31 protein-coding genes are annotated in these 23868 nt (G+C 70.6%); 15 read left to right on the top strand and 16 right to left on the bottom strand.

Annotation, left to right across the window (positions count from 1 at the left end; all coding sequences use genetic code 11):
* Window positions 1-44: 44 nt before the first annotated feature.
* Together argG and ABD999_RS40670 are read right to left on the bottom strand one after the other, a co-directional pair.
* Entirely contained in the window at window positions 45-1493 is a 1449-nt protein-coding gene (gene argG / locus ABD999_RS40665) for an argininosuccinate synthase (protein WP_271275726.1), read from the bottom strand.
* Window positions 1494-1574: 81 nt separating this feature from the next.
* A complete protein-coding gene (locus tag ABD999_RS40670) occupies window positions 1575-2681 on the bottom strand; it encodes an SMI1/KNR4 family protein (RefSeq protein WP_271275727.1) in 1107 nt (368 codons plus the stop codon).
* A gap of 98 nt (window positions 2682-2779) precedes the next feature.
* Between ABD999_RS40670 and ABD999_RS40675 the strand changes: the two genes are divergently transcribed.
* Window positions 2780-3697: a pentapeptide repeat-containing protein gene (locus ABD999_RS40675; protein WP_271275728.1), complete on the top strand. Its 918-nt coding sequence runs from the start codon at window positions 2780-2782 to the stop codon at window positions 3695-3697.
* On the opposite strand, the gene ABD999_RS40680 is transcribed toward ABD999_RS40675, so the two are convergent.
* The 4 genes from ABD999_RS40680 to ABD999_RS40695 all read right to left on the bottom strand — a co-directional run bounded on the left by ABD999_RS40680 (window position 3624) and on the right by ABD999_RS40695 (window position 7103).
* A complete protein-coding gene (locus ABD999_RS40680; protein WP_271275729.1) occupies window positions 3624-4016 on the bottom strand; it encodes a hypothetical protein in 393 nt (130 codons plus the stop codon). The two genes, ABD999_RS40675 and ABD999_RS40680, sit on opposite strands and share 74 nt — an antisense overlap.
* Window positions 4017-4079: 63 nt before the next feature.
* On the bottom strand, window positions 4080-5459 hold the full coding sequence (locus ABD999_RS40685; RefSeq protein ID WP_271275730.1) for a glycoside hydrolase family 6 protein: 1380 nt from the start codon (window positions 5457-5459) through the stop codon (window positions 4080-4082).
* Window positions 5460-5560: 101 nt separating this feature from the next.
* The gene (locus ABD999_RS40690; RefSeq protein WP_271275731.1) at window positions 5561-6550 is read right to left on the bottom strand and encodes an NAD-dependent epimerase/dehydratase family protein; all 990 of its coding nucleotides are present in this window, start codon (window positions 6548-6550) and stop codon (window positions 5561-5563) included.
* Between the two features lie 43 nt (window positions 6551-6593).
* Window positions 6594-7103: a DinB family protein gene (locus ABD999_RS40695; protein ID WP_271275732.1), complete on the bottom strand. Its 510-nt coding sequence runs from the start codon at window positions 7101-7103 to the stop codon at window positions 6594-6596.
* An 83-nt stretch (window positions 7104-7186) separates the two neighbouring features.
* On the opposite strand from ABD999_RS40695, the gene ABD999_RS40700 reads away from it, so the two are divergent.
* Both ABD999_RS40700 and ABD999_RS40705 read left to right on the top strand, forming a co-directional pair.
* Complete coding sequence (locus ABD999_RS40700) at window positions 7187-7843, top strand: TetR/AcrR family transcriptional regulator (protein ID WP_148029064.1); 657 nt, start codon at window positions 7187-7189, stop codon at window positions 7841-7843.
* Window positions 7844-7958: 115 nt separating this feature from the next.
* Window positions 7959-8213: a hypothetical protein gene (locus tag ABD999_RS40705; protein ID WP_271275733.1), complete on the top strand. Its 255-nt coding sequence runs from the start codon at window positions 7959-7961 to the stop codon at window positions 8211-8213.
* A gap of 10 nt (window positions 8214-8223) precedes the next feature.
* Here ABD999_RS40705 and ABD999_RS40710 read toward each other — a convergent pair whose 3' ends face one another.
* The 3 genes from ABD999_RS40710 to ABD999_RS40720 all read right to left on the bottom strand — a co-directional run bounded on the left by ABD999_RS40710 (window position 8224) and on the right by ABD999_RS40720 (window position 11498).
* Window positions 8224-8958 (bottom strand): phosphotransferase family protein, encoded by a 735-nt coding sequence (locus ABD999_RS40710; protein WP_271275734.1) that lies wholly within the window; start codon window positions 8956-8958, stop codon window positions 8224-8226.
* Between the two features lie 23 nt (window positions 8959-8981).
* The gene (locus ABD999_RS40715) at window positions 8982-10112 is read right to left on the bottom strand and encodes an NAD(P)/FAD-dependent oxidoreductase (protein WP_271275735.1); all 1131 of its coding nucleotides are present in this window, start codon (window positions 10110-10112) and stop codon (window positions 8982-8984) included.
* A gap of 387 nt (window positions 10113-10499) precedes the next feature.
* Window positions 10500-11498 carry a helix-turn-helix domain-containing protein gene (locus tag ABD999_RS40720; RefSeq protein WP_271275736.1) on the bottom strand — a complete coding sequence of 333 codons (999 nt, stop codon included), beginning with the start codon at window positions 11496-11498 and terminating at the stop codon, window positions 10500-10502.
* An 82-nt stretch (window positions 11499-11580) separates the two neighbouring features.
* On the opposite strand from ABD999_RS40720, the gene ABD999_RS40725 reads away from it, so the two are divergent.
* The 4 genes from ABD999_RS40725 (at window position 11581) to ABD999_RS40740 (ending at window position 13953) form a co-directional block, all read left to right on the top strand.
* Window positions 11581-12255 (top strand): hypothetical protein, encoded by a 675-nt coding sequence (locus ABD999_RS40725; protein ID WP_271275737.1) that lies wholly within the window; start codon window positions 11581-11583, stop codon window positions 12253-12255.
* Window positions 12256-12430: 175 nt separating this feature from the next.
* A complete protein-coding gene (locus ABD999_RS40730) occupies window positions 12431-12868 on the top strand; it encodes a hypothetical protein (RefSeq protein WP_271275738.1) in 438 nt (145 codons plus the stop codon).
* Between the two features lie 141 nt (window positions 12869-13009).
* Window positions 13010-13711, top strand: a complete 702-nt coding sequence (locus ABD999_RS40735) for a DUF2975 domain-containing protein (protein WP_271275739.1) — start codon at window positions 13010-13012, stop codon at window positions 13709-13711.
* Entirely contained in the window at window positions 13711-13953 is a 243-nt protein-coding gene (locus ABD999_RS40740; RefSeq protein ID WP_271275740.1) for a helix-turn-helix domain-containing protein, read from the top strand. Before ABD999_RS40735 ends, ABD999_RS40740 begins: the two co-directional genes overlap by 1 nt.
* Before the next feature lie 25 nt (window positions 13954-13978).
* Here ABD999_RS40740 and ABD999_RS40745 read toward each other — a convergent pair whose 3' ends face one another.
* A complete protein-coding gene (locus ABD999_RS40745; protein ID WP_271275741.1) occupies window positions 13979-14596 on the bottom strand; it encodes a LysE family translocator in 618 nt (205 codons plus the stop codon).
* Entirely contained in the window at window positions 14593-15342 is a 750-nt protein-coding gene (locus ABD999_RS40750; protein WP_271275742.1) for a phosphodiesterase, read from the bottom strand. Before ABD999_RS40750 ends, ABD999_RS40745 begins: the two co-directional genes overlap by 4 nt.
* 90 nt (window positions 15343-15432) lie before the next feature.
* On the opposite strand from ABD999_RS40750, the gene ABD999_RS40755 reads away from it, so the two are divergent.
* Together ABD999_RS40755 and ABD999_RS40760 are read left to right on the top strand one after the other, a co-directional pair.
* On the top strand, window positions 15433-16038 hold the full coding sequence (locus ABD999_RS40755) for a CGNR zinc finger domain-containing protein (RefSeq protein ID WP_271275743.1): 606 nt from the start codon (window positions 15433-15435) through the stop codon (window positions 16036-16038).
* A 77-nt stretch (window positions 16039-16115) separates the two neighbouring features.
* A complete protein-coding gene (locus ABD999_RS40760; protein ID WP_271275744.1) occupies window positions 16116-17540 on the top strand; it encodes a PI-PLC domain-containing protein in 1425 nt (474 codons plus the stop codon).
* Window positions 17541-17547: 7 nt separating this feature from the next.
* On the opposite strand, the gene ABD999_RS40765 is transcribed toward ABD999_RS40760, so the two are convergent.
* Window positions 17548-18438, bottom strand: a complete 891-nt coding sequence (locus ABD999_RS40765; RefSeq protein WP_271275745.1) for a CU044_5270 family protein — start codon at window positions 18436-18438, stop codon at window positions 17548-17550.
* A 14-nt stretch (window positions 18439-18452) separates the two neighbouring features.
* On the bottom strand, window positions 18453-19040 hold the full coding sequence (locus tag ABD999_RS40770; protein ID WP_271275746.1) for an RNA polymerase sigma factor: 588 nt from the start codon (window positions 19038-19040) through the stop codon (window positions 18453-18455).
* Between the two features lie 123 nt (window positions 19041-19163).
* On the opposite strand from ABD999_RS40770, the gene ABD999_RS40775 reads away from it, so the two are divergent.
* The 4 genes from ABD999_RS40775 to ABD999_RS40790 are packed head-to-tail and all read left to right on the top strand — an operon-like array spanning window position 19164 to window position 20695.
* Entirely contained in the window at window positions 19164-19484 is a 321-nt protein-coding gene (locus tag ABD999_RS40775; RefSeq protein ID WP_271275747.1) for a hypothetical protein, read from the top strand.
* 51 nt (window positions 19485-19535) lie between these two features.
* The gene (locus ABD999_RS40780; RefSeq protein ID WP_271275748.1) at window positions 19536-19814 is read left to right on the top strand and encodes a hypothetical protein; all 279 of its coding nucleotides are present in this window, start codon (window positions 19536-19538) and stop codon (window positions 19812-19814) included.
* Window positions 19815-19865: 51 nt separating this feature from the next.
* Window positions 19866-20471, top strand: a complete 606-nt coding sequence (locus ABD999_RS40785) for a DUF2975 domain-containing protein (protein WP_187280925.1) — start codon at window positions 19866-19868, stop codon at window positions 20469-20471.
* Complete coding sequence (locus ABD999_RS40790; protein ID WP_148029052.1) at window positions 20471-20695, top strand: helix-turn-helix domain-containing protein; 225 nt, start codon at window positions 20471-20473, stop codon at window positions 20693-20695. The genes ABD999_RS40785 and ABD999_RS40790 overlap by 1 nt, the downstream gene beginning before the upstream one ends.
* A 40-nt stretch (window positions 20696-20735) precedes the next feature.
* Here the strand turns inward: ABD999_RS40790 and ABD999_RS40795 are convergent, their stop codons facing one another.
* The 3 genes from ABD999_RS40795 to ABD999_RS40805 all read right to left on the bottom strand — a co-directional run bounded on the left by ABD999_RS40795 (window position 20736) and on the right by ABD999_RS40805 (window position 23010).
* Window positions 20736-21875, bottom strand: a complete 1140-nt coding sequence (locus tag ABD999_RS40795) for a hypothetical protein (RefSeq protein ID WP_271275749.1) — start codon at window positions 21873-21875, stop codon at window positions 20736-20738.
* Entirely contained in the window at window positions 21872-22357 is a 486-nt protein-coding gene (locus ABD999_RS40800; RefSeq protein WP_271275750.1) for a SigE family RNA polymerase sigma factor, read from the bottom strand. Before ABD999_RS40800 ends, ABD999_RS40795 begins: the two co-directional genes overlap by 4 nt.
* Window positions 22358-22437: 80 nt before the next feature.
* A complete protein-coding gene (locus ABD999_RS40805; RefSeq protein ID WP_271275751.1) occupies window positions 22438-23010 on the bottom strand; it encodes a TetR/AcrR family transcriptional regulator in 573 nt (190 codons plus the stop codon).
* Window positions 23011-23082: 72 nt separating this feature from the next.
* Here ABD999_RS40805 and ABD999_RS40810 point away from each other — a divergent pair, with 72 nt between their 5' ends.
* Window positions 23083-23655 carry a dihydrofolate reductase family protein gene (locus ABD999_RS40810; RefSeq protein ID WP_219552463.1) on the top strand — a complete coding sequence of 191 codons (573 nt, stop codon included), beginning with the start codon at window positions 23083-23085 and terminating at the stop codon, window positions 23653-23655.
* A 17-nt stretch (window positions 23656-23672) separates the two neighbouring features.
* The gene (locus ABD999_RS40815; protein WP_271275752.1) at window positions 23673-23831 is read left to right on the top strand and encodes a hypothetical protein; all 159 of its coding nucleotides are present in this window, start codon (window positions 23673-23675) and stop codon (window positions 23829-23831) included.
* Window positions 23832-23868: the final 37 nt, after the last annotated feature.

Raw genomic sequence — 23868 nt, forward strand, 5'->3', positions numbered from 1 at the left:
CCATTACGGCCGGGCCGGCCCGCGAGGCACGGCCCGGTTCGCGGTCAGTCGGTGCCGAACTCCATCGCGGCGCGGTCGAGCAGTTCGTCGTCGTCCGCGACGTCGCCGCGTGAGGCGATGGCCTCGGCGCCGCCCTCCGGCATGTCGCCGATGAGCTCGGTCGGGGCCGCCGGCGGGGCCTCGATGAGCGCGGAGTGGCTGGTGCCGACCATGCCCATGCTGGCGTACTGCTCCAGCTTGGTGCGCGAGTCGGCGATGTCCAGGTTGCGCATGGTGAGCTGGCCGATCCGGTCGACCGGGCCGAACGCCGAGTCCTCCGTACGCTCCATCGACAGCTTGTCCGGGTGGTAGCTGAAGGCCGGGCCCGAGGTGTCGAGGATCGAGTAGTCCTCGCCGCGCCGCAGCCGCAGCGTGACCTCGCCGGTGATCGCCGTGCCGACCCAGCGCTGCAGCGACTCGCGGAGCATCAGCGCCTGCGGGTCGAGCCAGCGGCCCTCGTACATCAGCCGGCCGAGCCGCCGTCCCTCGTTGTGGTAGTACGCCAGCGTGTCCTCGTTGTGAATCGCGTTGACCAGCCGCTCGTACGCGGCGTGCAGCAACGCCATGCCGGGCGCTTCGTAGATGCCACGGCTCTTGGCCTCGATGATCCGGTTCTCGATCTGGTCGGACATGCCCAGGCCGTGCCGGCCGCCGATGGCGTTGGCCTCCATCACCAGGTCGACCGGGGTGGCGAACTCCTTGCCGTTGATCGACACCGGGCGGCCCTGCTCGAAGGCGATGGTCACGTCCTCGGCCGGGATCTCCACCCCGTGGTCCCAGAACCGCACGCCCATGATCGGCTCGACGGTCTCGATGCCGGCGTCGAGGTGCTCCAGCGTCTTGGCCTCGTGGGTGGCGCCCCAGATGTTGGCGTCCGTGGAGTACGCCTTCTCGGTGCTGTCACGGTAGGGCAGGTCGTGGGCGAGCAGCCACTCCGACATCTCCTTGCGGCCGCCGAGCTCGGTCACGAAGTCGGCGTCGAGCCAGGGCTTGTAGACCCGCAGGTGCGGGTTGGCGAGGAGACCGTAGCGGTAGAACCGCTCGATGTCGTTGCCCTTGAACGTCGATCCGTCGCCCCAGATCTGCACGTCGTCCTCGAGCATCGCCCGCACCAGGAGGGTCCCCGTGACGGCGCGGCCGAGCGGCGTGGTGTTGAAGTAGGCCCGCCCGCCGGAGCGGATGTGGAACGCGCCGCAGGCGAGCGCGGCCAGCCCCTCTTCCACCAGCACCGCGCGGCAGTCGACCAGCCGGGCGACCTCGGCGCCGTACGCCACCGCACGGCCGGGCACCGAGGCGATGTCGGGCTCGTCGTACTGGCCGATGTCGGCCGTGTAGGCGCAGGGGACAGCGCCCTTGTCGCGCATCCACGCGACGGCGACGGAGGTGTCGAGACCACCCGAGAAGGCGATGCCGACACGCTCGCCGATGGGCAGAGAGGTGAGAACCTTGGACATAAGAGAAGAGTATGCATTGTGGCGTATGGTTATGCAAAGCCCCCCTCCTGAAGAGCCCCTTCATCCGCCTCGGGCAGCGGCTTACAGGACCTTCCATTCGAGTTCGCCGTCGACCACCTCGGGCTTCCACCAGCCGATGGAACCGCCGCTCTCCAGGGCGTCGGCGGTGGTTCTCAGCAGGGCGTGGTACGAGCGGATCCGGGTCCCGCCCGGCTCGAAGCTCATGGTGCCCTCGTGGTCGGTGTAGCCGATGTCACGCCGCGCCGAGTCGACCACCAGGTGGTCGCCCGAGCCGTTGGCGCCGACGGGGATCATCCGCCCGTCCCACCAGTCGTCGCGCGGCCCGGCCCGGTCCACGCTGTCGATCCCGCAGAGCATCCGCCAGGTGTCGCGGATCTCACGGACGCCCATGTTCCCGTTGCCCAGGAAGCCGAACCCCCAGGTGTCCCGGACGGGCACGACCCCGTTGTGGCGCAGCAGCGAGGCCTTCAGGTCGTCGGGGAACCGCAGGCCCATCTGCGCCTCCGCCACCGCGATGGTCCCGGCCTTCGCGGGCTTGCCCAGCGTGCGGTAGCTCCTGGGGGCGTTGGCCTTCAGCCAGGTCTCGATCCGCCGCCACTGCCGGTTCACGGCCCGGGTCACCTTCGGGTCGGGCTTCCGCACGCGCGGGGTGGCGCTCCCGGGTCGGCAGTCCGCGTCGGCCGGGTCCTCCACGTACGCCTCGCGGACCTCCGTGTACCGCGCGGCGTCTTCCGGCACCTGGGCGTACGGGGACATCACGACGGTCTCCGCGACCACGCCCGCGTCCTCCTTGGAGAAGACCGCGGACTCCATCAGGTAAGTGCCGGCGGCCAGCACGGCGAGCGCGAGCCCGGCGACGCCCCACCGGGTCAGGTTCCGCCGGGTGGGCGCGTCGAGCGGCGGTGCGGGCTCGCGCGGCTCCAGGAACTTGGCGACCGCGGGGCGGTCGAAGAAGGAGGGCCTGTGGACGTAACGCCGGAGATCCTCGGCGGTGGGCGTGCCGAGGATCGGCACGGGCGGCCACTGCGCCACGGGCGGCGGAGCCGGGGGCGGGTCCGGGACGACTGCCTTCGGGCGGCGGGAACGGACGACCGCCACGATCACCACCGCCGCGACGGCAGCGGACAGCGCAAGCCATACCCCACGAGATGTGATCAATCGCCGCACGTCCGGCAGGGTATCCGGAAACAGTCCTGATCGTGATCGAAAGCCTTCACCTCAACGCGTACCGGCGTTCTGTCGGGGCTGACTGCCATACTCCGCGCATGCGCGAACCTCCCTGCGCGGACACCCCGTTCAGCCTCCAGCCGGGCCCGGAGCCGTGGCAGACCTCCTGGATCGCCCGCGGCGAGCTCCGCGACCAGCGGTTCGAGCCGCCCGCCGGGGTCACCGCCGTGACCTTCGACCGGGCGCGGCTGACGAACATCGACTTCTCCGGCATGCGGTTCTCGGAGTTCCGCGTCCACGGGGGCGCATTCGAAGGCTGCGACTTCACCGGCGCGGCCTTCGACCAGCTGTCCCTGGGCGACACGTGCCTGCGGGGACCGTGGGACGGCGCCCGATGGCCGCGGTCGGTCTTCCGCGGCTGCGTGTTCCGCCGCACCCGCTTCGCGCCGCACACCTTCTTCGGCAACGTCCGGTTCGAGAAGTGCCTGTTCGACCGGTCCCGGCTGCGAGACCAGACATCCACGTTCGAGGCCGAGTTCGTCGACTGCGTCTTCCTCGGCCGCGTACGGGAGGTCAACTTCTGGGGCCGCCCGCACGACGACGACCAGGCCGCGCTGGGCCGTGACCGCAACGACTTCACCGGCAACGACTTCACCGGGGCCGAGCTCGACGGCGTCGCCTTCCACCACATCGACCTCCGGGCCCAGCGCCTGCCTGGGCCGCCCCGCTACGCCCTCCTCGACCGGGTCAGCGAGCGGGTGGAGGCGGTGCTGCCCCTGGTGGAGCGCCTGCCGGAGGAGCGCCACCGCGAGGAGGCCGACTTCAGCCTGGAGTTCCTCGCCGACCATGCCCTGGAGCGCAACGACGACCAGGCGCTGGTGAGCGCTCTCGACATGGGCAGGAGACTGCCGCCCGCGCTCCGCGAGGAGTTGTTCGAGGCGCTCAGGCGCACGTCCAGCGATACATCCCCTGGTCGAGCCGGGCCGCCTCGCGGGCCAGGTCCCGCAGGGCCGTGACGCGCTCGCGCTCGTACTCGTCGAGGAGCTCCTCGTCGGCGTACTCGCGAAGCCGTGCGTCGTCCACCGCGGCGAGGGCGGCGACGGTCCCGGCCGTCATCCGCTCCACGCCGGCCGACTCGCCGTCGTCGGCCAGGACCTCGCTGTCGCCGAACTCGCTGAGGTCGCGTCCGCTCAGCTCGGCGGCGAGCGTGTCGAGCTCGTCGAGCCATCCCTTGCAGTCGACGTACGGCAGCTTCGCGCCCGCCGGCCCTCCGTCGAGGGCCAGCCTGGCGGACTGGTCGGAAGCCGCGGTGAAGTAGTCGACGAGTACACCCATGCGGGCGAATCTACTGCACCCGGACAGAGGCCCGTCCGGGCAGCCGGACGGGCCTCGCGGGGGTCAGGTGCCGTCGATCAGGCGGATCGCGATGTCCGGGCTGAACTGCCCGGCCGGGGTGCCCGGGGCGATGCCGCAGTTGCCGTCGGAGTCGCCGGGGATCTTCACCCACAGCAGCATCTCCGTCCCGCCGTCACCGCCGAGCTGGGCGGGGGTGCCGATCTGGCGGCCGGCGGGGTTGCACCACTCGCCGTTGGAGCCCTTGCCGTTGCGGCTGGTGTCGATCACCCACTTCGCGCCGCCGCCGAGAGCGGTGTTGACCGCGGACGCGTAGGTGGCCGACTGGCCGGTCGGGTAGTAGTTGGAGACGTTCACGGCGAAGCCTCGAATGTTGCCGACGCCCGCGTCGCCCAGCCGCGCCGCCATCGTCGCGGCCGGCACCCAACCGGCGTTGCCGGCGTCGAGGTAGGCCCAGGTGTTGGGGGCCCGGTCGCGGAACTGCTCGGTCGCGTACGTCAGCATGCGGTTGCGCGCCTGGATCGCGGCGGCGTCCATGCAGGCGAAGTCGCCGAGGGAGTCGGGCTCGATGACGACGACCGCCGGCCGGTCGCCGATGCCGGACGCGAACGCGGAGATCCACGCCCGGTACTCGGCCTCGCTGCCGGCCCCGCCGCCGGAGTGCCCGCCGCACGCGTCGCGGCCCGGGATGTTGTACGCGACGAGGACGGGGAGCTTGTCGGCCGAGTCGGCGGCGGACACGTACGCCGAGACGGAGGCGCCGACGTCACCGCTCCAGCCGCCGACCCAGCGGGCCATCGGCTTGGACGCGATGGACGACTGGATGCGCGCCGCCCGGGAGTCGCCCGGGTTGTTCCGCACCCAGGTCGCCGGGTTGGAGTTCGGGTCGACGTAGAAGCCGTTCGTCATGCCGACCGGGCCCGAGGCGCCCTGCTCGGTCAGCGACACGTTGTCCAGGAAGAAGCTGAAACCGGTGCCGCCGCCGAGCTGGAACGACACCTGCCCGGCCGGCGTGCCGAGGCCCGAGGTGAAGGGGAAGCTGAAGCGCTTGCTCGTGGTGGTGAGCGAGATCGCCTTGGTCAGCGTGTTGGTGTACGGGGCGTCCGCGAGCTGCACGGTGGTGACCGCGCTGACCGGGGCCGAGGCCGAGGCGTCGAACGAGAGAGTGTACGACTTGCCCTGGGTCAGGGGGATGGCGTTCTGGGCCACCATCGCGTCCCACGGGTTGGCGGTGCCGCCGGTCACGTTGACGCGCAGCCGGCCGGACTCCACGGTCATCGAGGTGTTCGCCGAGTTCCACCAGGGTGCGGTGCCGGCGGCGAACGTGCCGTTGACCACGAGCTGGGGCGCCGCGGTGGCGGGCGCCGCTGATAACGCGATGACGGCCGAGGCCGCGACCGCCATCGAACGGGTTAACAGTCGCACGTAGTACTTCCCTTCTGGGATTCCACGATCACACGATGATCCAGAATCACAGAGATCAGCAAATTTCGTGACAACTTGTGAAAAGTACCTACGTGCGGCGATCAGCGCCCGAGCGCGTCGAGCAGCTCGCGCTCGCGCCCGGCGCTCAGACCGGCCCGCCTGACCCGCTCCAGCCCGTGCTCGCGCTCCCACAGCAGGGTGCCCGCCAGCAGTTCGGCCCGGGGCCGATGACGCAGCCCGGCGGCGACAGCCGCGGACCCGTCGCGGGCCGACCACCCTTCCCAGCCCGGCTCGACGAGCCACATCGGCAGCGACTCGTCGCCCATGTACTCGGTCACGCCGTTCTCCAGCAGCCATGCCGGGGCGGCGGTGACCACCGGCCCGGTGTGCCCGGCGGCGGCGCGGGCGAGCTCGATCCACTCCCCGAACGGCACGACCGGGCCGACCGCGTTGAAGGTGCCGGCGGTTCCCTTCTCCGCCGCGTCCAGCAACCAGGCCACGAGGTCCCGTACGTCCACCACCTGCGTGGGTATGTCCGGCGTGTCGGGAACCAGCATCGGCCCTCGCGGGTCACGGGCGGCACGGGCCACCCAGTAGCCGGAGCGCCCGCTGTGGTCACCCGGCCCGCCGATGAGCCCGGCGCGCGCGACGAGGAGCCGGTCGCCCACCGCGTCCGCGGACGCCTGCTCGCAGGCCGCCTTCGCCTCCCCGTACAGCTCCCGGCCGACCTCGCGCCGGTCGGTCGGCGGCAGGAGCGGCGAGGACTCGTCGGCGCCCGGCGTCGCGTGGGAGGCGTAGACGTTGCCGGAGGAGACGTAGGTCCAGTGGCGGGCCCGGCCGCCCAGCGCGCCGAGCGCCTCACGCACGAACCCCGGCTGCCAGGACACCTCGAAGACCGCGTCCCACGTACGGTCCGGCAACGCGTCGTACGCGGCGGGATCGCGCCGGTCGGCGGCCACCAGCGTCGCGCCCGCCGCGACGTCCCCGCTCTCGCCGCGCGCCAGGCACGTCACCCGATGACCGCGCTCCATCGCCAGCCGCGACAGCTCCCTGCCCACCCACGCCGTGCCACCCAGCACCAAGACATCCATCCCGACACCCAAGCAGCCCGACCGGCCGGACATCCAGCCTGATTCACTCACAGCGAAGCAGCCGGAGTTGCCCGATCTCCGCGACGTTCTTCATCAGCTCGGCGTTCACCCAGCCGATCATGTGGGCGACCGTGTGGCCGGTGTCATCGGGCCACGGGAAGGGAGCGGTGGCGTCCAGGTCGGCGTCGGTGAGCCGGTCCAGGGCGGTCAGCCACTCCTGACGGAGGTCGCGCAGCCAGGCGACGGCCGCATCACCGTCTCCCGGCCAGGCGATCTCCGCCCGCTCGCGAGGCTCCCGCCCCTGGACGTGATCCAGGGTCACGCTCCACCACCAGCCGATGTGCCAGCTCACCCAGGCGATCGTGGGAACGGGCACCGGCTCGGGCTCGGCGTCCTCCCAGTCCGGCACCCATGTCCCGTCGGCGGTCCGGCGCACCGTCCAGCAGTTGGACGTGGGCTCCCACAGGAAGTCCTCAGGCTTGAGCCGCTCCAGGTGGTAGTCGAACAAGGACCAGACCAGGTCGAACTGCCAGCGCAGCAGATCACGTCGCATCGTCGTTTCCCCTCATGTGTCGGCGAAGACCATAACGCTCCCCAAACTTGGAGCGCACTCCAATTTCCTCGTAGACTCCACGCATGGGTACGGAAGGACTGCGGGAGCGCAAGAAGCGGCAGACCCGGCAGCGCATCTCCGACACGGCCCTCGAGCTCTTCGTGGAGCGCGGTTTCGAGCAGGTGACGATCTCCGAGGTCGCGGCGGCGGCCGAGGTGTCGGTCAACACGGTCTACAACTACTTCGACACCAAGGAGGACCTGGTCCTGCCGCCTGACGAGGCCTCCCCGCGACGGCTGGCCGAGATCGTCCGGCAGCGCCGGCCGGGCGAGTCGGCGGCCGGCGCGGTGCTGGCCCGCCTCCGGGAGGAGGTGCGTGACCGGGAACGCCGGGTCGGCCTCACCGCCGGGTTCGGCCGCGTGCTGGAGATGATGCGCGCCGCGCCCACGCTGACCGCCCGCCTGGAGGACCTCGGCCGCCAGATGACGGACGCCCTGGCGATCGTGCTGGCCGAGGAGACCGGGACCCGCCAGGACGACCCACTCCCCCGCACGGTCGCCTGGCACATCGGCTCCCTGCACGCCCTGGTCATGACCGAGATCGGCAGGCGGACGTCGGCGGGCGAGCGTCCCGACGTGATCGCCGACGCCGTGCTGGAGCTGCTGGACGTCATCGAGAGCCTGCTCGGCGACCGGATCCTGCGCTATGCCGTACGAGAGGAGCCAAGCTGTCCAGAGTGACGATCAGAGGCGAGTTCGAAGACCTCGACGCCGCCCGGCTCCGCCACAAGGGCCGCGTCAGGTGATCGCCCTGGGCACATCCTGTACGTTCCAGACCTCCGACTCTCAAGGACAAATGGTGAAACGCGGCGGCCGGACACGTGGTAGCGGAGCTCGGGGCCTGGTGGTGCTCGGCTGGTTCCTCCTCGTCCTGGGGGCCTGCGCGGTCCTCACCGGGGCGACGGTGCTGGTGCTCGGGTTGATGGGCCTCGGCCTGGGATGTCTCATCACCGCCGTCGTCCTGGCGGTCGAACACCTCCCGCGCCAGTGGCATCCCCAGAATGATCCCGACGCCGGTGAGGTTCGCCGAGGCGCTGGTCCCCTGCCGTGAACGACGGCTGTCAGAGGTGCCGTTCCAGGGCGTGGCGGTGTTCCGTGACCCATCGCCAGGCGTCGTGCACCGTACGGACGACGCCCTCGGCCCGCAGGCGCGTCATCGCCGGATCGCCGGCGGCCGCACCGGCGGCGATCCCGCGCCGGCAGCGGTCCTGCCACCACAGGATCGTCTCGACGAGCCGCTCCCGGCCGTCCAGGCCGTAGACGTCGCAGGCCAGCCGCAGCGACCGTCCCGCCTCGCCCACGTCCGCGATCTCCGGCCCCAGGTTCACGTACTGCCAGCACACGTGCGCGACGTCATGGATGCGCGCGCCCGGCGCGGCGATGTCCCAGTCGATGAAGGCCACCGCCCGCGGGCCGCCGTCGCGCTCCTGGTACACGGTGTTCTTCGGCGAGAGGTCGTTGTGGCAGACCACTTCCCCGCCCTCGGCGAGCGGGGTTCCCGCCGTCAGGTCGTGGAACTCCCGTACGAGCTCCACGACGGAGACCAGGCCGGCCTCCGAGGCCACCCGCAGGCGCTGATCCGGCTGCCAGGCGACGAGTCCGGGCAGGTAGCTCAGCATCTCCCGGCCCTGCCCGTCCGTCCCCAGGAACCGGGGCGCCCCCGCCCACCCGCGCCGCTCGAACAGCTCAAGCAGCTCATGCACGAAGTCGCTCCGGGGCGTCAGCGCCCGGCGCACGGTGTCACCGACCCGGACGACCTCGTTGACGAACCCTCCCGGCAACCGCTCTTCCCGCACATGTCCCCCTGACGTATATGACTTCAGGCGCTTCGGACCGGGCCCGCGAGGCGTGGACCGACATCGGGGAACGAGCCGTCGCCGAACAAGATCCGCGCCGCCAGCGTACGCCCGGCACGGCCGCGCAGCGCGGTCACCGCCGCCTCGGCCGCCGCCGGGGACCGGATGCCGGCGAACACCCGGCGCAGCAGCAGCCGCCCCCGGAACCGGGCACGCAACGCGCGTCCGTCGTACCGGCTCAGCACGCGCGCGTCCCCCGTACGCAGGTAGTCGGCGGCGACCGCCGCGGCCAGCTCGGACATGCGCAGGCAGGGGTCCAGCCCACCGGCTGTGAGCGGCGACACCGCGCCCGCCGCGTCCCCGACGAGCAGCCCCGCCGGGCACGCCAGCCGCCGCAGCACGCCGCCCACCGGGATCGGCCCGCCCCGGCGCTCGACCGGGCCGGTCGGCGCCGAGCGGCCGGGCGCGTCCTGGGCGAAGGCGTCCAGCAAATGCCGGATCCCGGTACGCATCGCGCCCGGATACCCCGCGACCCCGACATGCGCGTGCCATCCGTCGTCGATCACCCAGCCCAGATATCCGGGGGCGACCCGCGGATCCAGCACGCAGTGGAAGGCCGGGGCGGTCGTGCCCGGCGCGATCGGATGGACGATCTCGGCGCCGACGAGCAGGCGGCGGTTCACGTCGAGCCCCAGATCGCGGGCCACCCGGGACCGGGCCCCGTCGGCGCCGACGACGAACCGGGCCGTCACCGGCTCCGCACCCACGAACCGCACCAGCCCCGCCGACATGCCGTCATACCGTACGCCCAGCAGCACCCGCGCCCCCGCCGACTCCGCCGCGCGCCGCGCGTGCTCGTAGACGGCCGCCATGTCGGCCACCCGGTACTCGTCCCGGTCACTGGTGAGCCGGACCGGCGACCGCCGCGACGGCGGATACAGCAGCACGTCCCGGATGCCGGGTCCGAGCAGCTCGTCCGGCAGGTCGAAGTCGTCGAGGGTGCGCCGTACGAAGATCCCCGTCGTACGGATCCCGGCCGACAGCGACCTGCGGCGGTCGGCCACCATCACGTCCAGGCCCCGCCGCGCGAGCAGGCGAGCCGTGTGCAGGCCGGCCAGGCCCGCGCCCACGACGAGTACGTCCACTGTCTGCATATCCTGCGACGTTAGGCGCGACACCCCGCCCATCCGGCCCTTTGCACGCTATCCGCCCGATACCTCCACAACGCCGCCACATGGACGGGTCACTTGACCACGCGTCCCGTGATCTTCCGCCCGTCCAAGGGGGCGGCCAGGCAGTACACGGTCCTGGCGCGGGGCCAGTCCTCCTGAGCGGGCCAAATCCCCCATAGGCCCATTTCATCCCTTTTCGAGTCTTCGATGCGCATTCTCGGAAGGCATCCGTCTTCCATGAGCCGCGTCATCTCCGCTCCCGGATACGGCCCTTCCGGGAGGACGTACGTGGTGGCGAACTCGGCCGAGTGCGGCACATCGCAGGGAACGGCGAAGAGGGTGACAGCTCCAGATCAGCTTGCGCCAGGTTCACCGGGCCGAGGCGCGGAGGGCCGCCGCGATCCAGGCGAAGAGCGCGGGGCCGTCGTCGCCGGTGTCGGGCGGGGTCCCGTTGATCACGGCCACCAGGGACAGGTATCTGCCGTGGGTGGCGTCGTACCGGGCGTTCTCTTCCGCATCCGAGCGCTGGATCTCCTCGACCATGAGGAAGGCCGTGGCCAGCCGCTCGCGTGACTCGGCCGTGGAGCGCCCGCCGGCGAGGGCCCCGGCGGTCGCGTCCGCCATGCCGACGACCAGCTCCCGCGACCGCGGGGAGTCGGCCGGCAGCCCCGAACGATACGCCTCCAGGACTTCCTTCCCGATCTCCATCCCCTCCTGGTGGATGAAGTCCCACACCGGCGCGTCGGCCAGCCGCCGTCCCGGGAACGTGCCGTAGGTGTCCTGGAGCCAGGAGCGGACCGCGCCGCGGAACTCCTCGCCCCGCACCAGGTCGGCCAGCTCGATCCAGGCTTCGAGCTGGGCGGCCGTGGGGTCCTCCGGCAGGCGCGGACGCATCGTGCGCAACCGCTCGACGAAGCCGGGAGGCACGTCCAGGTTCTCGCCGACCTCGTTCCAGAAGTCGTCGATCAGCCGCTCGCGTTCCTCGTCGGGCATCGAGACGAGCTTGCGCATCAGGGCGACCTTGGCGGCCGTGCCGCCTTGCTTGACCAGGGTCCTGAGCACGGCCCGCCTGGCCCGGAGGTCACGCTCCTGACGCTCGACGAGCTCCAGGTGCGTCGCGAGGAGATCGTGCAGCGACGTCTCGCCGCCGAGCAGCCGCCGGATGTCGTCCAGCCCCGCGTCCAGGTCCCGAAGGGTACGGATGAGCTCCAGCCGGGCGATGGCCCGGACGTCGTACAGTCGGTAGCCCGCCTCGGTCACGTGGGTGGGCGCGATGACCCCGGCGTCGGAGTAGTAGCGGATGGCGCTGACGCTCAGACCGGTCCGGCGCGCCACGTCCCCGATCGGGTACGTCTCGTTGTCGTCCATGCCCGTCACTATGGAGTCTCAAGCGGCCTGAGACTCAAGCCCCGCTCCCGCACCGTCGCGCCCCACCACAGGAGGAAACCTGGTGACCAGCCACGACGCCCAGACCTGGGACCCCTTCGGCACGCTGCGCCGCGCGTTGTGGATCGGCGGCGGCCAATGGGCCGGCAAGTCGACCGTCGCACGGCTCCTGGCCGTCCAGTACGGCGTCACCGTCTACCACTACGACTACCACGACGCGCGTGGCCACAACGACCGCCGGATCGCCCGCCGCGTCGGCCGCGGCGAGCCGGTCACCGGTCCCGACCCGGACCGGATGTGGGTCCACACCACTCCGGAGAAGATGGCCGCCGAGACGCTGGCCGGCTTCCCCGACCGGTTCGAGTGGGCCCTGGACGACCTGCGCGCGCTCGTCTCGGGTCACCCGATCATCGCCGAAGGCTGGGGGCTCCGCCCCGAACTCGTCGCGCCCGTCATCGACTCACCGCGCCGGATGGTCGTCATCGTGCCCACCCCGGAGTTCCGCCTGCGCCAGGTCCAGGAGCTCCCCCGGGCCGCCTCGCTCGGGCACCGCGTCAGCGACCCGGCCCGGGCGCAGGCCAACCGCCTCACCCGTGATCGCCTCGTCGCGGAGGACGCCGTCCGCACCGCCCAGCGGATCGGCATCCGTGTGATCGAGGTCGACGGCTCCCGCGACGCCGCCGCGATCGCCGAGCTCGTCGCCGACCACTTCAGCCCCTACCTTCCACAGAAGGTCTGAAAGACGGTCACCGGCCCCATTTCTCCGGCTCCCGTCGTCCGTACTCGACCAGGAGCTCCAGGGCCCGCCGCTGCCCTGGGCTCATCCGCGCTGACCCTGGTGCCCGAGGGCGACGAGGTCGTGGTCGGCGACCCCGAGACCGGCACGTTCGTGACCGTGCCCGCGGTGCGGGGTGGTGATCTCCGCGCTGCGGCGCGGCGCGACGACGGGCGAGGCCGCCGCCGAGGCCGAGGCGTTCGCCGGTGAGCCGGTCGACGTGCCGGCGTTCGTCGAGGTCCTCACCGAGCTCGGCTTCGTCGACGACCGCACCGGCGAGGAGCGCGAAGCCGTACGCACCGCGCCCATCCAGTTCCGCCGCTGGATGGGCGGCGTGAGCCAGAGGCCGGCCCGCCCGTTCTTCGGCCCGGTGGCCTGGACCGTCTACGCCGCCTGCGCCCTGTTCTCCGCCGGCGTCTTCGTCCTCTCGCCCTCGCTGTTCCCCCAGCCGGCACGGGACGCGTTCCCGCTCGGCGACATCGGCCTGAGCGCGCTCCTCCTCGCGCCCTTCGCCCTGGTCTCGACGGCCCTGCACGAGTGCGGGCACTGGCCGCCCGCGCGCTTCCCGTCATCGTGACCGTGGTCCAGTGGACCGCCGCCGCCCTGGCCGTCAAGGAGTACGCCCGCCGGTTCCGCCTCCGGCGACAGACTTGACTCCGTATCGTTTTTCAATACTATCGAATCTCGATAATATCGAGCAACGATGTGGAGCCGTACCGTGCCCCTCAACAGATCCAACCCTCTGAAGTGGACGGCGATCGTCGTCCGCGTCTTCTTGGTGCTGTTCGCCGCGACGATGGCCTACGAGGTCGGGCTCGCGGCCTTGACCGGCGGAGAGAACGCGTGGGGCTCCCGCGGCACCCGGAGCCTGGTGTGCGTGTCATCACCGCACATCGGCGACGTGGAGGGCAACGTCGCCGAGGACCCCCAACGCCGGAAGGCCGTGCGGGCGAGCGGCGCCCTCGACGCCGACCCCTACCCCGTGGAGAAGGGAGTCGAGTTCTTCTACGAGCTGCCCCGGATCTGCAAGGACGACTCCAGCCTCGGCACGCAGCTGCTGTACCAGACGTCGCGGTTCGCCACCGAGCTCGTCCTGCTCGTCTCCATCGTCCTTCTCGACCGGCTGATCAGAGGCGTACGGCGGGAGAACGGTTTCGATAAGGTGGTCGTCCGCAGGCTGTGGTTCCTCGGCGTGTTCCTCATGGCCGGCACAGTCGCGGCGTCGCTCTACACGACTCTCGTCGAGACCGGCCTGGCCGTGTCGATGGTGGCCGGCTCCATCAGGGACGTGTGGGAGATGGCCCTGTTCGGCTGGAACGTCCCGTGGGCGTTCCTGCTCGCCGGGCTCGGGCTCGTGGTGATGTCGAAGGTCGTACGCGTCGGCGCGCACATGCGCGAGGAACTCGAAGGAACAGTCTGATGTCGCCCGCCGAGAACTCCGAGCACACCATCGAGGTGCACCTGGACAGGTTGCTCGAGGAGCGCGGCATGACGGTGGTCGAGCTGGCCGACAGGGTGGGCATCACCAACGTGAACCTCTCCATCCTCAAGAACAACCGCGCCAAGGCGATCCGCTTCTCCACCCTGAGCAAGCTCTGCGAGGTCCTCGACTGCCAGCCCGGCGACCTCCTGTCCTTCACCCCCCGCTCCACCACGGAGTGACCGCGCGAGGCGGCCGCCCTGGCGCCTACGCCGCGGCGGCCCGGAGGCCGAGGACGACGAGGACGACCGCCGACATCCTGCCCACCGCACGCCTGAATCCGGCCCCGCGCACGAGATGCGCCCCTCGGTGGAGGAGCACCGTCCAGGTCAGCAACCACACCGCCATCAGCAGGGCGTGCGCGGTGGCCAGCGTGAGGATCTGCCCGCCGAGATGACGGCCGGGCAGGACGAACTGCGGGACCAGGGTCAGATAGATCGAGGCCGCCTTGGGGTTGAGCACGTTCGCGAGCAGGGCTTGCGTATAGCCGGAGCCGGACCGTTCCGGCTGGTCCGTCAGCGCGGGAGGCGAGGGCAGGGATGTCGAACGCCACGTCCACAGGCCCAGGCACACGAGATAGACCGCGCCGAGGAGCTTGACGGCGGTGAAGGCCTGGCTGGAGTGCATGACCAGCGCCGACAGCCCGGCGGCGGCCAGGGTGGCGTGCCCGTACAGGCCGGTGACCGTACCGAGGATGACGGGGAGAGCCTGACGGCGCCCGCCGGCGGTGACGCGCTGGATCAGCAGGGTCAGGCTGGCTCCCGGGGTGGCGATGACAGGCAGGATCGCCAGGAGGAACGCGGCGATCGCGTACGGGTGGATCATGCCTGGAGCACGACGCGGAAATGGGTGGTCAGGCGGCCGTCGTCGTCCAGGACGTGGAAGGCGAGGCCGGGCGGTTGCTCGCGGTCGGCGGGCCGGTCACCCTCCCACGGCAGGCGCAGGGTCCAGGTGACGGCCGGCGCGACGATCAGCGGGCGGCCCGCGAAGGTGGACGCGGCCGCGGTGTGAGCGTGCCCGGTGAGCACGGCGGCGACCCGCGGGTGGGCGTCGAGCAGCGCGGCCAGGTCGCCGGGCTTCTCCAGCCGGGAGGAGTCGGGCAACGGGTGGTGGAGCTCGACGGGCGGCTGGTGGAAGGCGATCAGCGCGGGCGTGCCCGGGGCGAGCCCGTCGAGGGTGGCGTGCATCCAGGCCAGGGTCTCGGGGTCGAGCCGGCCCTCGTCGTGGCCAGGGATGGTGGAGTCGCACATCAGGATGGCGGTGCCGGCGATGTGGTGCACCTGGTTGACGGGGCCGGGGCCGGGCGGCTGCCGCAGCAGCGCCTTGCGGTAGGCCGGGCGGGCGTCGTGGTTGCCGGGACAGGTGAGCACCGGGAAGGGGGCGGCCAGGATCCGGGCGGCCTGCTCGTACTCGGCCTCCTCACCGTGATCGGCGATGTCACCGGTGACCAGCACGGCGTCGACCGGGCGAGGGAGCGCCCGCAGGTGGTCCATGACGCGGGTGGCGCGCCGCGTCGCCCGGTCGGTGCCGTCGAGGTGCAGGTCGCTGATCTGAGCCAGCAACAGCGTCATCGTGTGACCCTTTCGTCTAATGGTTAAATGGAATTTAACGTTAGAGACCGTAGGGTACGGAAGAGGAGCGGGCAACCGGAAGGGGTTGGAGTGGAACGCTGGCCGGCCTTGGAACTGGCGAGCACGATCCGCCATGACGGTAACGGTGGTGTCACCGACGACCTGGCCACGCCGCAGAGCATGACCCGCTGGATCGGCCGGCAGGCGGAGCTGCTGGCCGGCCACGTCGACGTCGCGCAGCTCACCGGGGACGAGAAGCTGAGAAGCGAGATGGTCGAGCTGCGCCGGGCCGTGCGGGCGCTGTTCGCGCGAGCGGTCAGCCCGGCGCCGCCGAGCCGGGCCGACGCCCACCGGCTGATGCCCGCCGAGCAGGCGCTGGCTCTCCTCAACGCGGCGGCCGCCCGCGAGGCGATCGTCCCTCAACTGCACTGGCCCTCGGACGCCGAGCCCAGCACAGGGGTGCTGTCGGCCGAGCCCGACGCCGACGTCCGGCTGATCGCGGCCCTGGCACGGGCCGCCATCGACTTCCTGAGCGGTCCGCAGCGCGAGCGCCTGCGGGCCTGCGACGCGCCTCGCTGCGTGCGCTACTTCGTCCAGAGCCATGGGCGGCAGGAGTGGTGCAAGCCGTCATGCGGCAACCGAGCCCGCGCGGCCCGCCACTACCAGCGCCACAACGCCGCTCTCCCCGAGGCCTGAGCGTGCCGGGGCGAGGGGGTTGGCCGGAAGACCATGATCGTGTTTTCTGGAGGCACCCCCCGACCTGAGGACAGCCGATGCCCCAGCCCCTCGCAGCGCTCGCCGCTGTGCTCGCCACTGTGCTCATGTCCGCCCTGCTGACCGCCGGTCCCGCCGGCGCGGCGGCGGACCCGCCCTTACCCTCGGCGATCTTCCGCGCCACCCACAACAGCTACTCCGGCGACCTGGACGGCGCCAGGGGCTCGATCACCCGCCAGCTCGACCAGGGCGTCCGCTTCATCGAGCTCGACATCCACGACAACGGCTACGCCACCGCCCGCGACTACGCGATCGGCCACGACGCCCCCGGCGACCTCGTGGACCGCGCCGGCAACCCGGCCTCGAACCTCCTGCGCGACTGGCTCACCGTGATCGACACCTGGTCCACGAACCACCCCACCGCCGCGCCCATCACCGTCGCGCTCGACATCAAGGACGACCTGACCGACAACACCTCGTACGCCGCGGGCAACCTCGCCGCGCTCAACCAGGAGCTCGTCTCCGTCTTCGGCGCCAAACTGCTGCGCGCGTCCGACTACCCGGCCACCCCGCCGACCGTGGGCGCGCTGCGCGGCCGCGTCCTCGCGCTGCTCTCCGGCAACGCCAGGACCCGCGCCCTCTACAAACGCGACTCCGGCACCAGTCCCGCCGTCGCGATGAACGGGCGCGGCCAGGTCGTCGAGGTGCACGACTCGGGCTCGGGCGACCTCTGGTACTGGAGCGGCACGTACGGCTCGGACGGCACGGTGACCTGGCTGCGCCACGGCCGCTACGACTCCGGCATGACCCCCGCCGTGGCCCTCAACGACGACGGCGACCTGGTCGAGGTCCACCGCTCCCAGAACGCGACCACCCTGTGGTACCGCGTCGGACGGCTCGCCGCCGACGGCGAGATCACCTGGTCACCGAGCCGCCAGTACGACAACGGCGTCCTGCCCACGATCCGGTTCGACGCCACGGGCACCCGGCTGCGTGAGATCCACCGCAGCCAGAGCAACAGCCAGAACTGGACCTGGGCAGGCGCCCTCGACCCCGCCGCGCGCACGGTCACCTGGACGGGCAACGCCAAGACCGCCGACCCCCGCTACGACAAGACCACCTCGGCCGCCGGCGCGTCCAGCGTGCGCGTCTGGACCGGCGCCGACGGCCCGACCCCGGCCCAGACCCTGCGCGTCGACACGGCCCAGCGCACCGGTGACCGCATCCGCTACCAGCAGATCGCCTTCGACGAGTTCCAGCAGGGCGACAGCGCCGAGCTCCAGCAGGGCGCGCTGTACTACGCCGCCCCCGCCAGTCAGTCGTCGTTCATCACCGCGGCCCGGCAGGCCGGACGGCTCGTCCGCGGCTGGAACCTGGACTCGGCCTCACAGGCGACCGATCCCCTGGCCAACTTCCCGGCCACCAATCACCCGTACGCCACCTGGTACCAGAACCTTCTCGGCCAAGCCGGCGCCGTCCAATGAGCGGCGATCAGGGAGTCTCGCCCGGTTTGTCGACGATGCCGGAGTCCAGGACGGACATGGCCATGCTGTGACCGCCGCGCACGCTCTTGACGCCGAGGTAGCGGTAGGTCCGGGGATCGAGAATCGTGTACCCCTTGCCCGCTTCGCCGTAATCCAGGACGACCGCCAGACCCGGGCGGCCTTCGGCGGTGGCGACGTCCTCCTCGACCGTGACGCCGGGGATCTTGGCCATCGCCCTGAACATCGTCGCGGCGGTGTCCGGCGGAATGATCGGCCCGTACTTCAGGTACCACTGGATCGCACCGTAGGCGCGGCGGTCCTGTTCGCTGCCGGGCGGGCATTCGGGCTCGCAGATCGACAGGGCCGCGCGTTCGCGCTTGAGCCGGTAGAAGTGCCGCAGCATCGCGTCCGGGTCGCCGGGCAGCGCTTCTATCTCGCGGAGGGTCTGCGCGGAGTTCGCCGGCCCCTTCTCCGACTCGCTCACCTTCAGCTCGCCGTCGCTCCCCCGCAGAGCCGTCATGGCGCCGTCCATCCGGCTCCAGTGCTCGTACACGGGGAGGGAGTCGACCGGCTGCGACTCCTTCATGTAGAACCACTGGTCCGGCCGGACCGTGGTCGCCTTCGTCCTCTCGGCCACCAGCGCGGCGTTCTCCAGCACGGCGGCGGCGCTGATAGGAGGCTCGCCCTCTTCGGTGACGCCCCCGAGTTGGGTGGCCGCCACCGCCAGGGCCGCCGCCAGGCCGGCGGCGCTCACCAGTGCCCCCCGGCGGACGGCCCGCCTGGGCCGGACATCAGGAGGACGGCGGATCTCGGTGAGCAACCTGTTCCGTGCCGCGCTCAGGTCGGTCGGCGGCGGGACCTCGTCGCGCCGCCGGTTCAGCAAGGTCATCTCGTCCATGGCCGAACTCCTCGTCACAGTGTCGGATCGATGTCGCCGAGCTTGCGGCGCAGCTTCTGGCGAGCCCGGTTGACGCGCGAACGCACCGTCCCCACCGGCACGCCGAGCGATTGGGCGGCATGCTCGTAGCTGAGCTCGCCCCAGGTCACCAGGAGCAGCGCGTCCCGGTGCCCGGCCGGCAGGCCGGCGAGGGCCCGCAAGAGCCTGTCTCGCAGCCGGTGGGCCGCCACCCGTTCGTGGACCTGGTCGGTGAACGGCTCGTCCACCGGGTCCACCCCCTTGCGGCTCAGCGCCTTGTACAGGGTGATCTCTCGGCGGCGGTGCCGTCCGATGCAGTTGGTCGCGATGCCGTACAGCCACGGCCGCGCGTTCTCGCGGGTCAGGTCGTACGTGGCGCGCTGCCGGAACGCCGCGATGAAGGTCTCCGCCACGATGTCGTCGGCCGCGTCCTCGCCCAGCCGCAGGATGACGTAACGCTTGAGAACCGGCGCGTGCCGTTCGAAGAGGACGGCGAAGTGCTCCGGGTCGTCCCGGGACCGGGCGATCACCGTGGCGTCGTCGGTCACCGTCACGCCTGCCGGGTGCCCGCTCTGATGTCGCATGTCCATGCCTTTCGGATCTCAGCTGACATCAGTGATTGCCGTGGGCGCGCGCACCGGTTCCCTGAATCTCTCCGCGACGGTGATCATGCGAACTTCTCGTGAAGGCCGCACATCTCATGATTCGTGATCAAAAAGACGATGGCCGTGGCGTTGGTGATCGGCTCGACCTTGGCAGGAACGAGCGCTGTCCACGCCACCGCTACCAAGATCCCCAAGAACTTCCTGCTGACCGAGCGCGCGGCCGCCGAGGGATCGGTCGTCGAGGACGAGGAGTGGTGGAAGATCAGTGACAGCCTGTCCCGGCAGCTCGCGTTCAATCCCTGCCGCTCGAAGCGGAAATCCCGCGACGGCCGGGCGGCGATGCGCACCATCACCCACCTCACCAGCGCACCATCGAGCGCCGGCGAACAGCTCGTGCTGTACAGGAATGCCAGAGCCGCCTAGGCCGCCTTCCGCAAGCTCCGCGCCGACCTGGCCAGGTGCTCGAAGCCGGCCGTGGTGAAGCGCGACCGGTTCGGCTACGTGGGCAGGCCGTTGCGCGTGGGAGACGAGGCCCTGTCGGTGGCCGGTTACGACTACGACGCGAAGGGCCGGCGCCTGTCTCCGTCCGACGACCTGGCTGTCGTCGGCCGTCGAGGCGCCGCCCTGTTCCTCTACACCGCCAACGCCAGGGGCCGGGGAGCGAAGAAGGAGATCACCGGTCAGGCCGGAAAGATGGCGAAGAAGGTATGCGGCCTTCCCGGCGTGTGCGGCAAGAAGACCGGCTCCCACTGACCCCGCCCCTCGGTCTGGACATAACGATTCTCGTTATTTACGATTATCGTTATGTCCACGAAATGGCTCACCCGCCTCGAGAACTTACTGACCCTCCTGTTCGTCCTGGCCTGCCTGGGCGCTCTGGGCCTGCTGCTCTCCACCGGCCTGATCGCCTTCAGCGGCACCGCCAGCGGCGTCGGCGTCCCCCTGCGGATCTTCGACGTACCGGTCACCGGCATGGCGGCCCCGGATGCCGCGATCATCAGCGCGAGCGCCGACGTGACGGTCCGCCATCAGGGTCCGGCGCCGCTGGTCGGCCTGCTCTATCTGCTCGTGTGGGCGCCGGGCGTCACGACGACCCTGCTCGCCATGTTCACCGTCGTGCGCGCGCTGCGCAGGGCCAGATCGGGAGACAGGATGCTGTTCTCCGCGGTCACCGCCGCTCACCTGCGGCGCCTCGGCTGGATTCTGATCGTCGGCTCGCTCGCCACGGGTCTGCTCGGTATGGTGGCCGAGCCGATTCTGGCCTCCATGCTGTTGGCCAAGAGCTACTCGTTCTACCCCCCGTCGGGCGAAGAGGTGGCCGGGGTTGTGACAGGAGTCGCGGTGCTGGCCGTCTCGGAGATCGTACGGCGGGGCCTGGTGCTGCTCGAAGAGGTCGAGGCCACTATCTGATGGCCGACCCGACCATCCGGGTACGACTGGACGAACTCCTCAAGGAACGCGGCATGACGCTCACCGAGCTGTCACACCGGGTCCAGATCACCGTCGTCAACCTGTCCATCCTGAAGAACGGCCACGCCAGAGCGATCCGCTTCTCCACCCTGGTCCGCCTGTGCGACGCCCTCGACTGCCAACCTGGCGATCTCCTCCAGTACGACCGGCCGACCCGAACCTGACGGGTCTCCGTATCGGTGCGCCGCCACTGTCCTTTTCGGATCACGATGCGCCGTGGTCCTCGTGCCAGAGTTCGGCGCCGTCCTTGTCGTAGCCGATGATCCGGAAGCCGTCGCGGTACATGTCGTCGCTGTGCCGCTGCGTCCCCGCGAACAGGCGGAAGCCATCGATCTTCCACGGATTCGGTCTGGTTCCCGCCTTGACGGTCGTGCCGTCCTTGAAGACCAGTCCGACGCGGACCGTCTCGGTGCTCGTGATGCCGAACCAGTGCTCCTCGTGGTCGCCCAGTTCCACCTTCATCGGCTTGCCGTCCATGTCGATCAAGGGTTCGCCGGGTCCGCCTCTCTCGATCATGTGCATGGGGCCGACGGCCTGACCGTTCAGCTTCCAGATCAGGGTCTTGCCGGGTGTCTCGTACAGGCCCGCGACCAGCTTGCCCGGCATCTCCACGGTCGGGCCCAGCGGCTGGGCGTCGGCTTCCGGAATGACCAACCGCTGCTGCCGCTCGATCCGCGTGATCGCCTCGCCCTCGCGGCCCGCGAACTCGAACGCCGTCACCGTCCTGTCCGAGGGAACGGTCACCGTCCAGATGCCCTGGGGGGTGTCCTCGGGCTGTAGGACAGTCCCGTTGACCTTGCCCGCGTCGGTGAGAGCGGTAACGCGGGCGACCCTGTCCCCCGCGGTGCCGAAGTACATCACCAGCCCCGTGGCCGGGGCGGGGAAAGTCTCTGTGGAGCCCTGCTCGGTCGCCTCCTCGGCGCCGAGAGGCCGGCCGCACCCCGCCGAGAGGGAACCGGTCCTGTTGTGCACCCGCTCGCACAGGACCGTCCCGTTGTCGGTCCTGGCGTACCAAAGGGAGATGGGGCGCTTCTGGGAGGGATTGTCGATCGTCAGGACCTCGCCGATCCGGTACTCGTCGCCGGTGTAGTCCTTGGGAGGCACAGTCGGGGTGATGGGGACGATGGTGGCGACGTCGCCGCGCTCCGTTCCGTACGCGGCCATCAGGCCGGCCGGGAGGGCGATCGCCGCGACACAGACGCCTGCCACCAGCGCGTTCCTTGCCGTCCTGCGCCTGTTCGAACGCGAGACCACCTCGGCCGGGAAACGCGGCGGCGCCTTCGGGGCACGCTCGGCGGCACGTCCGAGCTTCGTGCGCAGATACGACTCCAACTCGTCGGTCATGCGGAGTTCCCGTTCGTCGTGGGGTGGGGCAGGGTGGTGCGGAGCTTGGCCAGGCCGAGCGACGCGTGGCTGCGCACGGTCCCGCGGGAGACGCCCAGCACGGCGGCGATCTCCACGTCCGACAGGTCCTCGTAGTAGCGCAACACCAGCACGGCACGCTGCTTCTTCGGCAGGCCGGCCAGTGCCGGCCAAAGGCCGTCGTCCGAGGGCAGCCGATCGGTCCGTGCCGTGTCGGGAAGTGCCCAGTCGAGCCGCTCGCGCCTGCGTAGGCGCCACGTTCTGATGTGCAACCGAGTCATGATCATCCGGGTGTACGCCTCCGGCGCCTGTTTCTGGCGCACGCTCGGCCAGGCGCGGTGGAGCCGGATCAACGCCTCCTGGGTGAGGTCGGCCGCGTCATGCGGGTTGCCGCTGAGCAGGTAGCCGTAGCGCAGGAGGGCATCCGCCCTCTGCGCCACGAATTCCTCGAAGCGCTCATCCAACGAGCTCCGCCTTTCCACGGTTTCGTCTTGGGATAGAGCACTCCGCCGGGTCGGACTGTTGAATCGCCGCAGAGAACAGGTCAGGCCTTCATCGACCTGCGCACGGCGGCGTCCACCAGTTCCCGCATCTCCTGCTCGGCGAAGATGTCGGGCAGGGTCAGCCGCTCCACGATCAGCCAGTTCAGCGTGAGGTAGAGGAGCACCACCCCGGTCGAGTCGCCGGGCAGCCCCGAGGCCGCGTGGTAGCCGATGTTGTCGTCGATGTCCTGGCGGATGCGTTTGGTCAGCACGGCGCGCAGCTCAGGACGCCGGGTGGACTCCAGCCGGAGCTCGAGCAGGGCCAGGTAGCCGGAGTTGAAGGCCGAGACCCGCTCCACGAGTTCGTGCATGAGCTCGGTGTAGCGGGTCTCGTCCTGGACGCCCTCCATGCCGCGGGCCATCGTGGCCTCGTCGGGCAGCAGCCGCTCATAGATGCGTCCGCCGACCTGGGTGAACAGGTCGTCGCGGTTGGCGAAGTAGTTGGACGCCGTGCCCGGGGGCACCGCCGCCTCCGCATCCACGGCCCGGAAGGTCAGCCCTCGCGCGCCCTCCTTGGCCAGCACCTCGATGGCCGCGTCGATCAGCGCCAGCCGCCGCTCGGGATTCCTCCGCACTTGACACCACTCCGTCTGTAGTACTACGTTCTGACCACTCCAAACAGAGTACTACATCGAGAGTGATTCAATATGCGAAAACTTGTCTACTACATCGCCGTCTCGCTCGACGGCTACATCGCCGGCCCCAACGCCGAGTTCGACTTCTACCCCGTGTCGGACCAGATGGCCGCCTGGATCAACGACCGTTACCCCGAGACGCTCCCGACCCATGTCCGCAAGCTCGTCGGCCTGGAAGGCACGCCCAACAAGGTCTTCGACACCCTGGTGATGGGCCGCGGCACCTACGAGCCGGCCCTGGAAGTCCCCACCACCAGCCCGTACGCCCACCTGCGCCAGTACGTCGTCTCCAGCACGCTGACGATCGACGACCCCACGGTGCGGGTGGAGACCGGCGACCCGGTCGAGCTGGTCCGGCGGTTGAAGGCCGAGGACACCGGCATGGACATCTACCTCTGCGGCGGCGGCAAACTCGCCGCCTCCCTGCTCCCGGAGATCGACGAGATCATCCTCAAGAGCTACCCCGTGGTGGCCGGCGCGGGCATCCCCATGTTCTCCGGACAGTTCAGCCCCACCCTGTTCACCCCCACCCGGCGCGAGTCCTTCGACAACGGCGCCCAAGTCACCTGGCTCACCAGGGCATAGCACCTCAAGGAGGAAGCATGCATATCAGACTCCCCGCCACGATCACCCAGGTCAAGACCGAGCACCAGACCCGATCGCCACACCGGCACGACCAGCCGACGCGCGATGTCAAGCCCACGGGCCGGACCAACCTCTCCCGCCGCCCGACGGCCGCCCCCCGCCGCAGCGGCTACTGAGCGGGCCGGCTCGGACGCAGATTGAGGCACGGCTCAG

Origin of the sequence: Nonomuraea ferruginea, assembly GCF_039540635.1 — a bacterium.
In the GTDB taxonomy this organism is placed as follows: Bacteria; Actinomycetota; Actinomycetes; order Streptosporangiales; family Streptosporangiaceae; genus Nonomuraea; species Nonomuraea ferruginea.

Coding starts and splice junctions, on each gene's coding strand:
- ABD999_RS40720 (WP_271275736.1), bottom strand. CDS start 11,498: ATGGACGACAACGAGACGTACCCGATCGGGGACGTGGCGCGCCGGACC.
- argG (WP_271275726.1), bottom strand. CDS start 1,493: ATGTCCAAGGTTCTCACCTCTCTGCCCATCGGCGAGCGTGTCGGCATC.
- ABD999_RS40770 (WP_271275746.1), bottom strand. CDS start 19,040: ATGCGACATCAGAGCGGGCACCCGGCAGGCGTGACGGTGACCGACGAC.
- ABD999_RS40815 (WP_271275752.1), top strand. CDS start 23,673: ATGCATATCAGACTCCCCGCCACGATCACCCAGGTCAAGACCGAGCAC.
- ABD999_RS40675 (WP_271275728.1), top strand. CDS start 2,780: ATGCGCGAACCTCCCTGCGCGGACACCCCGTTCAGCCTCCAGCCGGGC.
- ABD999_RS40705 (WP_271275733.1), top strand. CDS start 7,959: ATGGTGAAACGCGGCGGCCGGACACGTGGTAGCGGAGCTCGGGGCCTG.
- ABD999_RS40785 (WP_187280925.1), top strand. CDS start 19,866: ATGTCCACGAAATGGCTCACCCGCCTCGAGAACTTACTGACCCTCCTG.
- ABD999_RS40690 (WP_271275731.1), bottom strand. CDS start 6,550: ATGGATGTCTTGGTGCTGGGTGGCACGGCGTGGGTGGGCAGGGAGCTG.
- ABD999_RS40695 (WP_271275732.1), bottom strand. CDS start 7,103: ATGCGACGTGATCTGCTGCGCTGGCAGTTCGACCTGGTCTGGTCCTTG.
- ABD999_RS40760 (WP_271275744.1), top strand. CDS start 16,116: ATGCCCCAGCCCCTCGCAGCGCTCGCCGCTGTGCTCGCCACTGTGCTC.
- ABD999_RS40750 (WP_271275742.1), bottom strand. CDS start 15,342: ATGACGCTGTTGCTGGCTCAGATCAGCGACCTGCACCTCGACGGCACC.
- ABD999_RS40680 (WP_271275729.1), bottom strand. CDS start 4,016: ATGGGTGTACTCGTCGACTACTTCACCGCGGCTTCCGACCAGTCCGCC.
- ABD999_RS40810 (WP_219552463.1), top strand. CDS start 23,083: ATGCGAAAACTTGTCTACTACATCGCCGTCTCGCTCGACGGCTACATC.
- ABD999_RS40740 (WP_271275740.1), top strand. CDS start 13,711: ATGTCGCCCGCCGAGAACTCCGAGCACACCATCGAGGTGCACCTGGAC.
- ABD999_RS40765 (WP_271275745.1), bottom strand. CDS start 18,438: ATGGACGAGATGACCTTGCTGAACCGGCGGCGCGACGAGGTCCCGCCG.
- ABD999_RS40790 (WP_148029052.1), top strand. CDS start 20,471: ATGGCCGACCCGACCATCCGGGTACGACTGGACGAACTCCTCAAGGAA.
- ABD999_RS40700 (WP_148029064.1), top strand. CDS start 7,187: ATGGGTACGGAAGGACTGCGGGAGCGCAAGAAGCGGCAGACCCGGCAG.
- ABD999_RS40715 (WP_271275735.1), bottom strand. CDS start 10,112: ATGCAGACAGTGGACGTACTCGTCGTGGGCGCGGGCCTGGCCGGCCTG.
- ABD999_RS40795 (WP_271275749.1), bottom strand. CDS start 21,875: ATGACCGACGAGTTGGAGTCGTATCTGCGCACGAAGCTCGGACGTGCC.
- ABD999_RS40745 (WP_271275741.1), bottom strand. CDS start 14,596: ATGATCCACCCGTACGCGATCGCCGCGTTCCTCCTGGCGATCCTGCCT.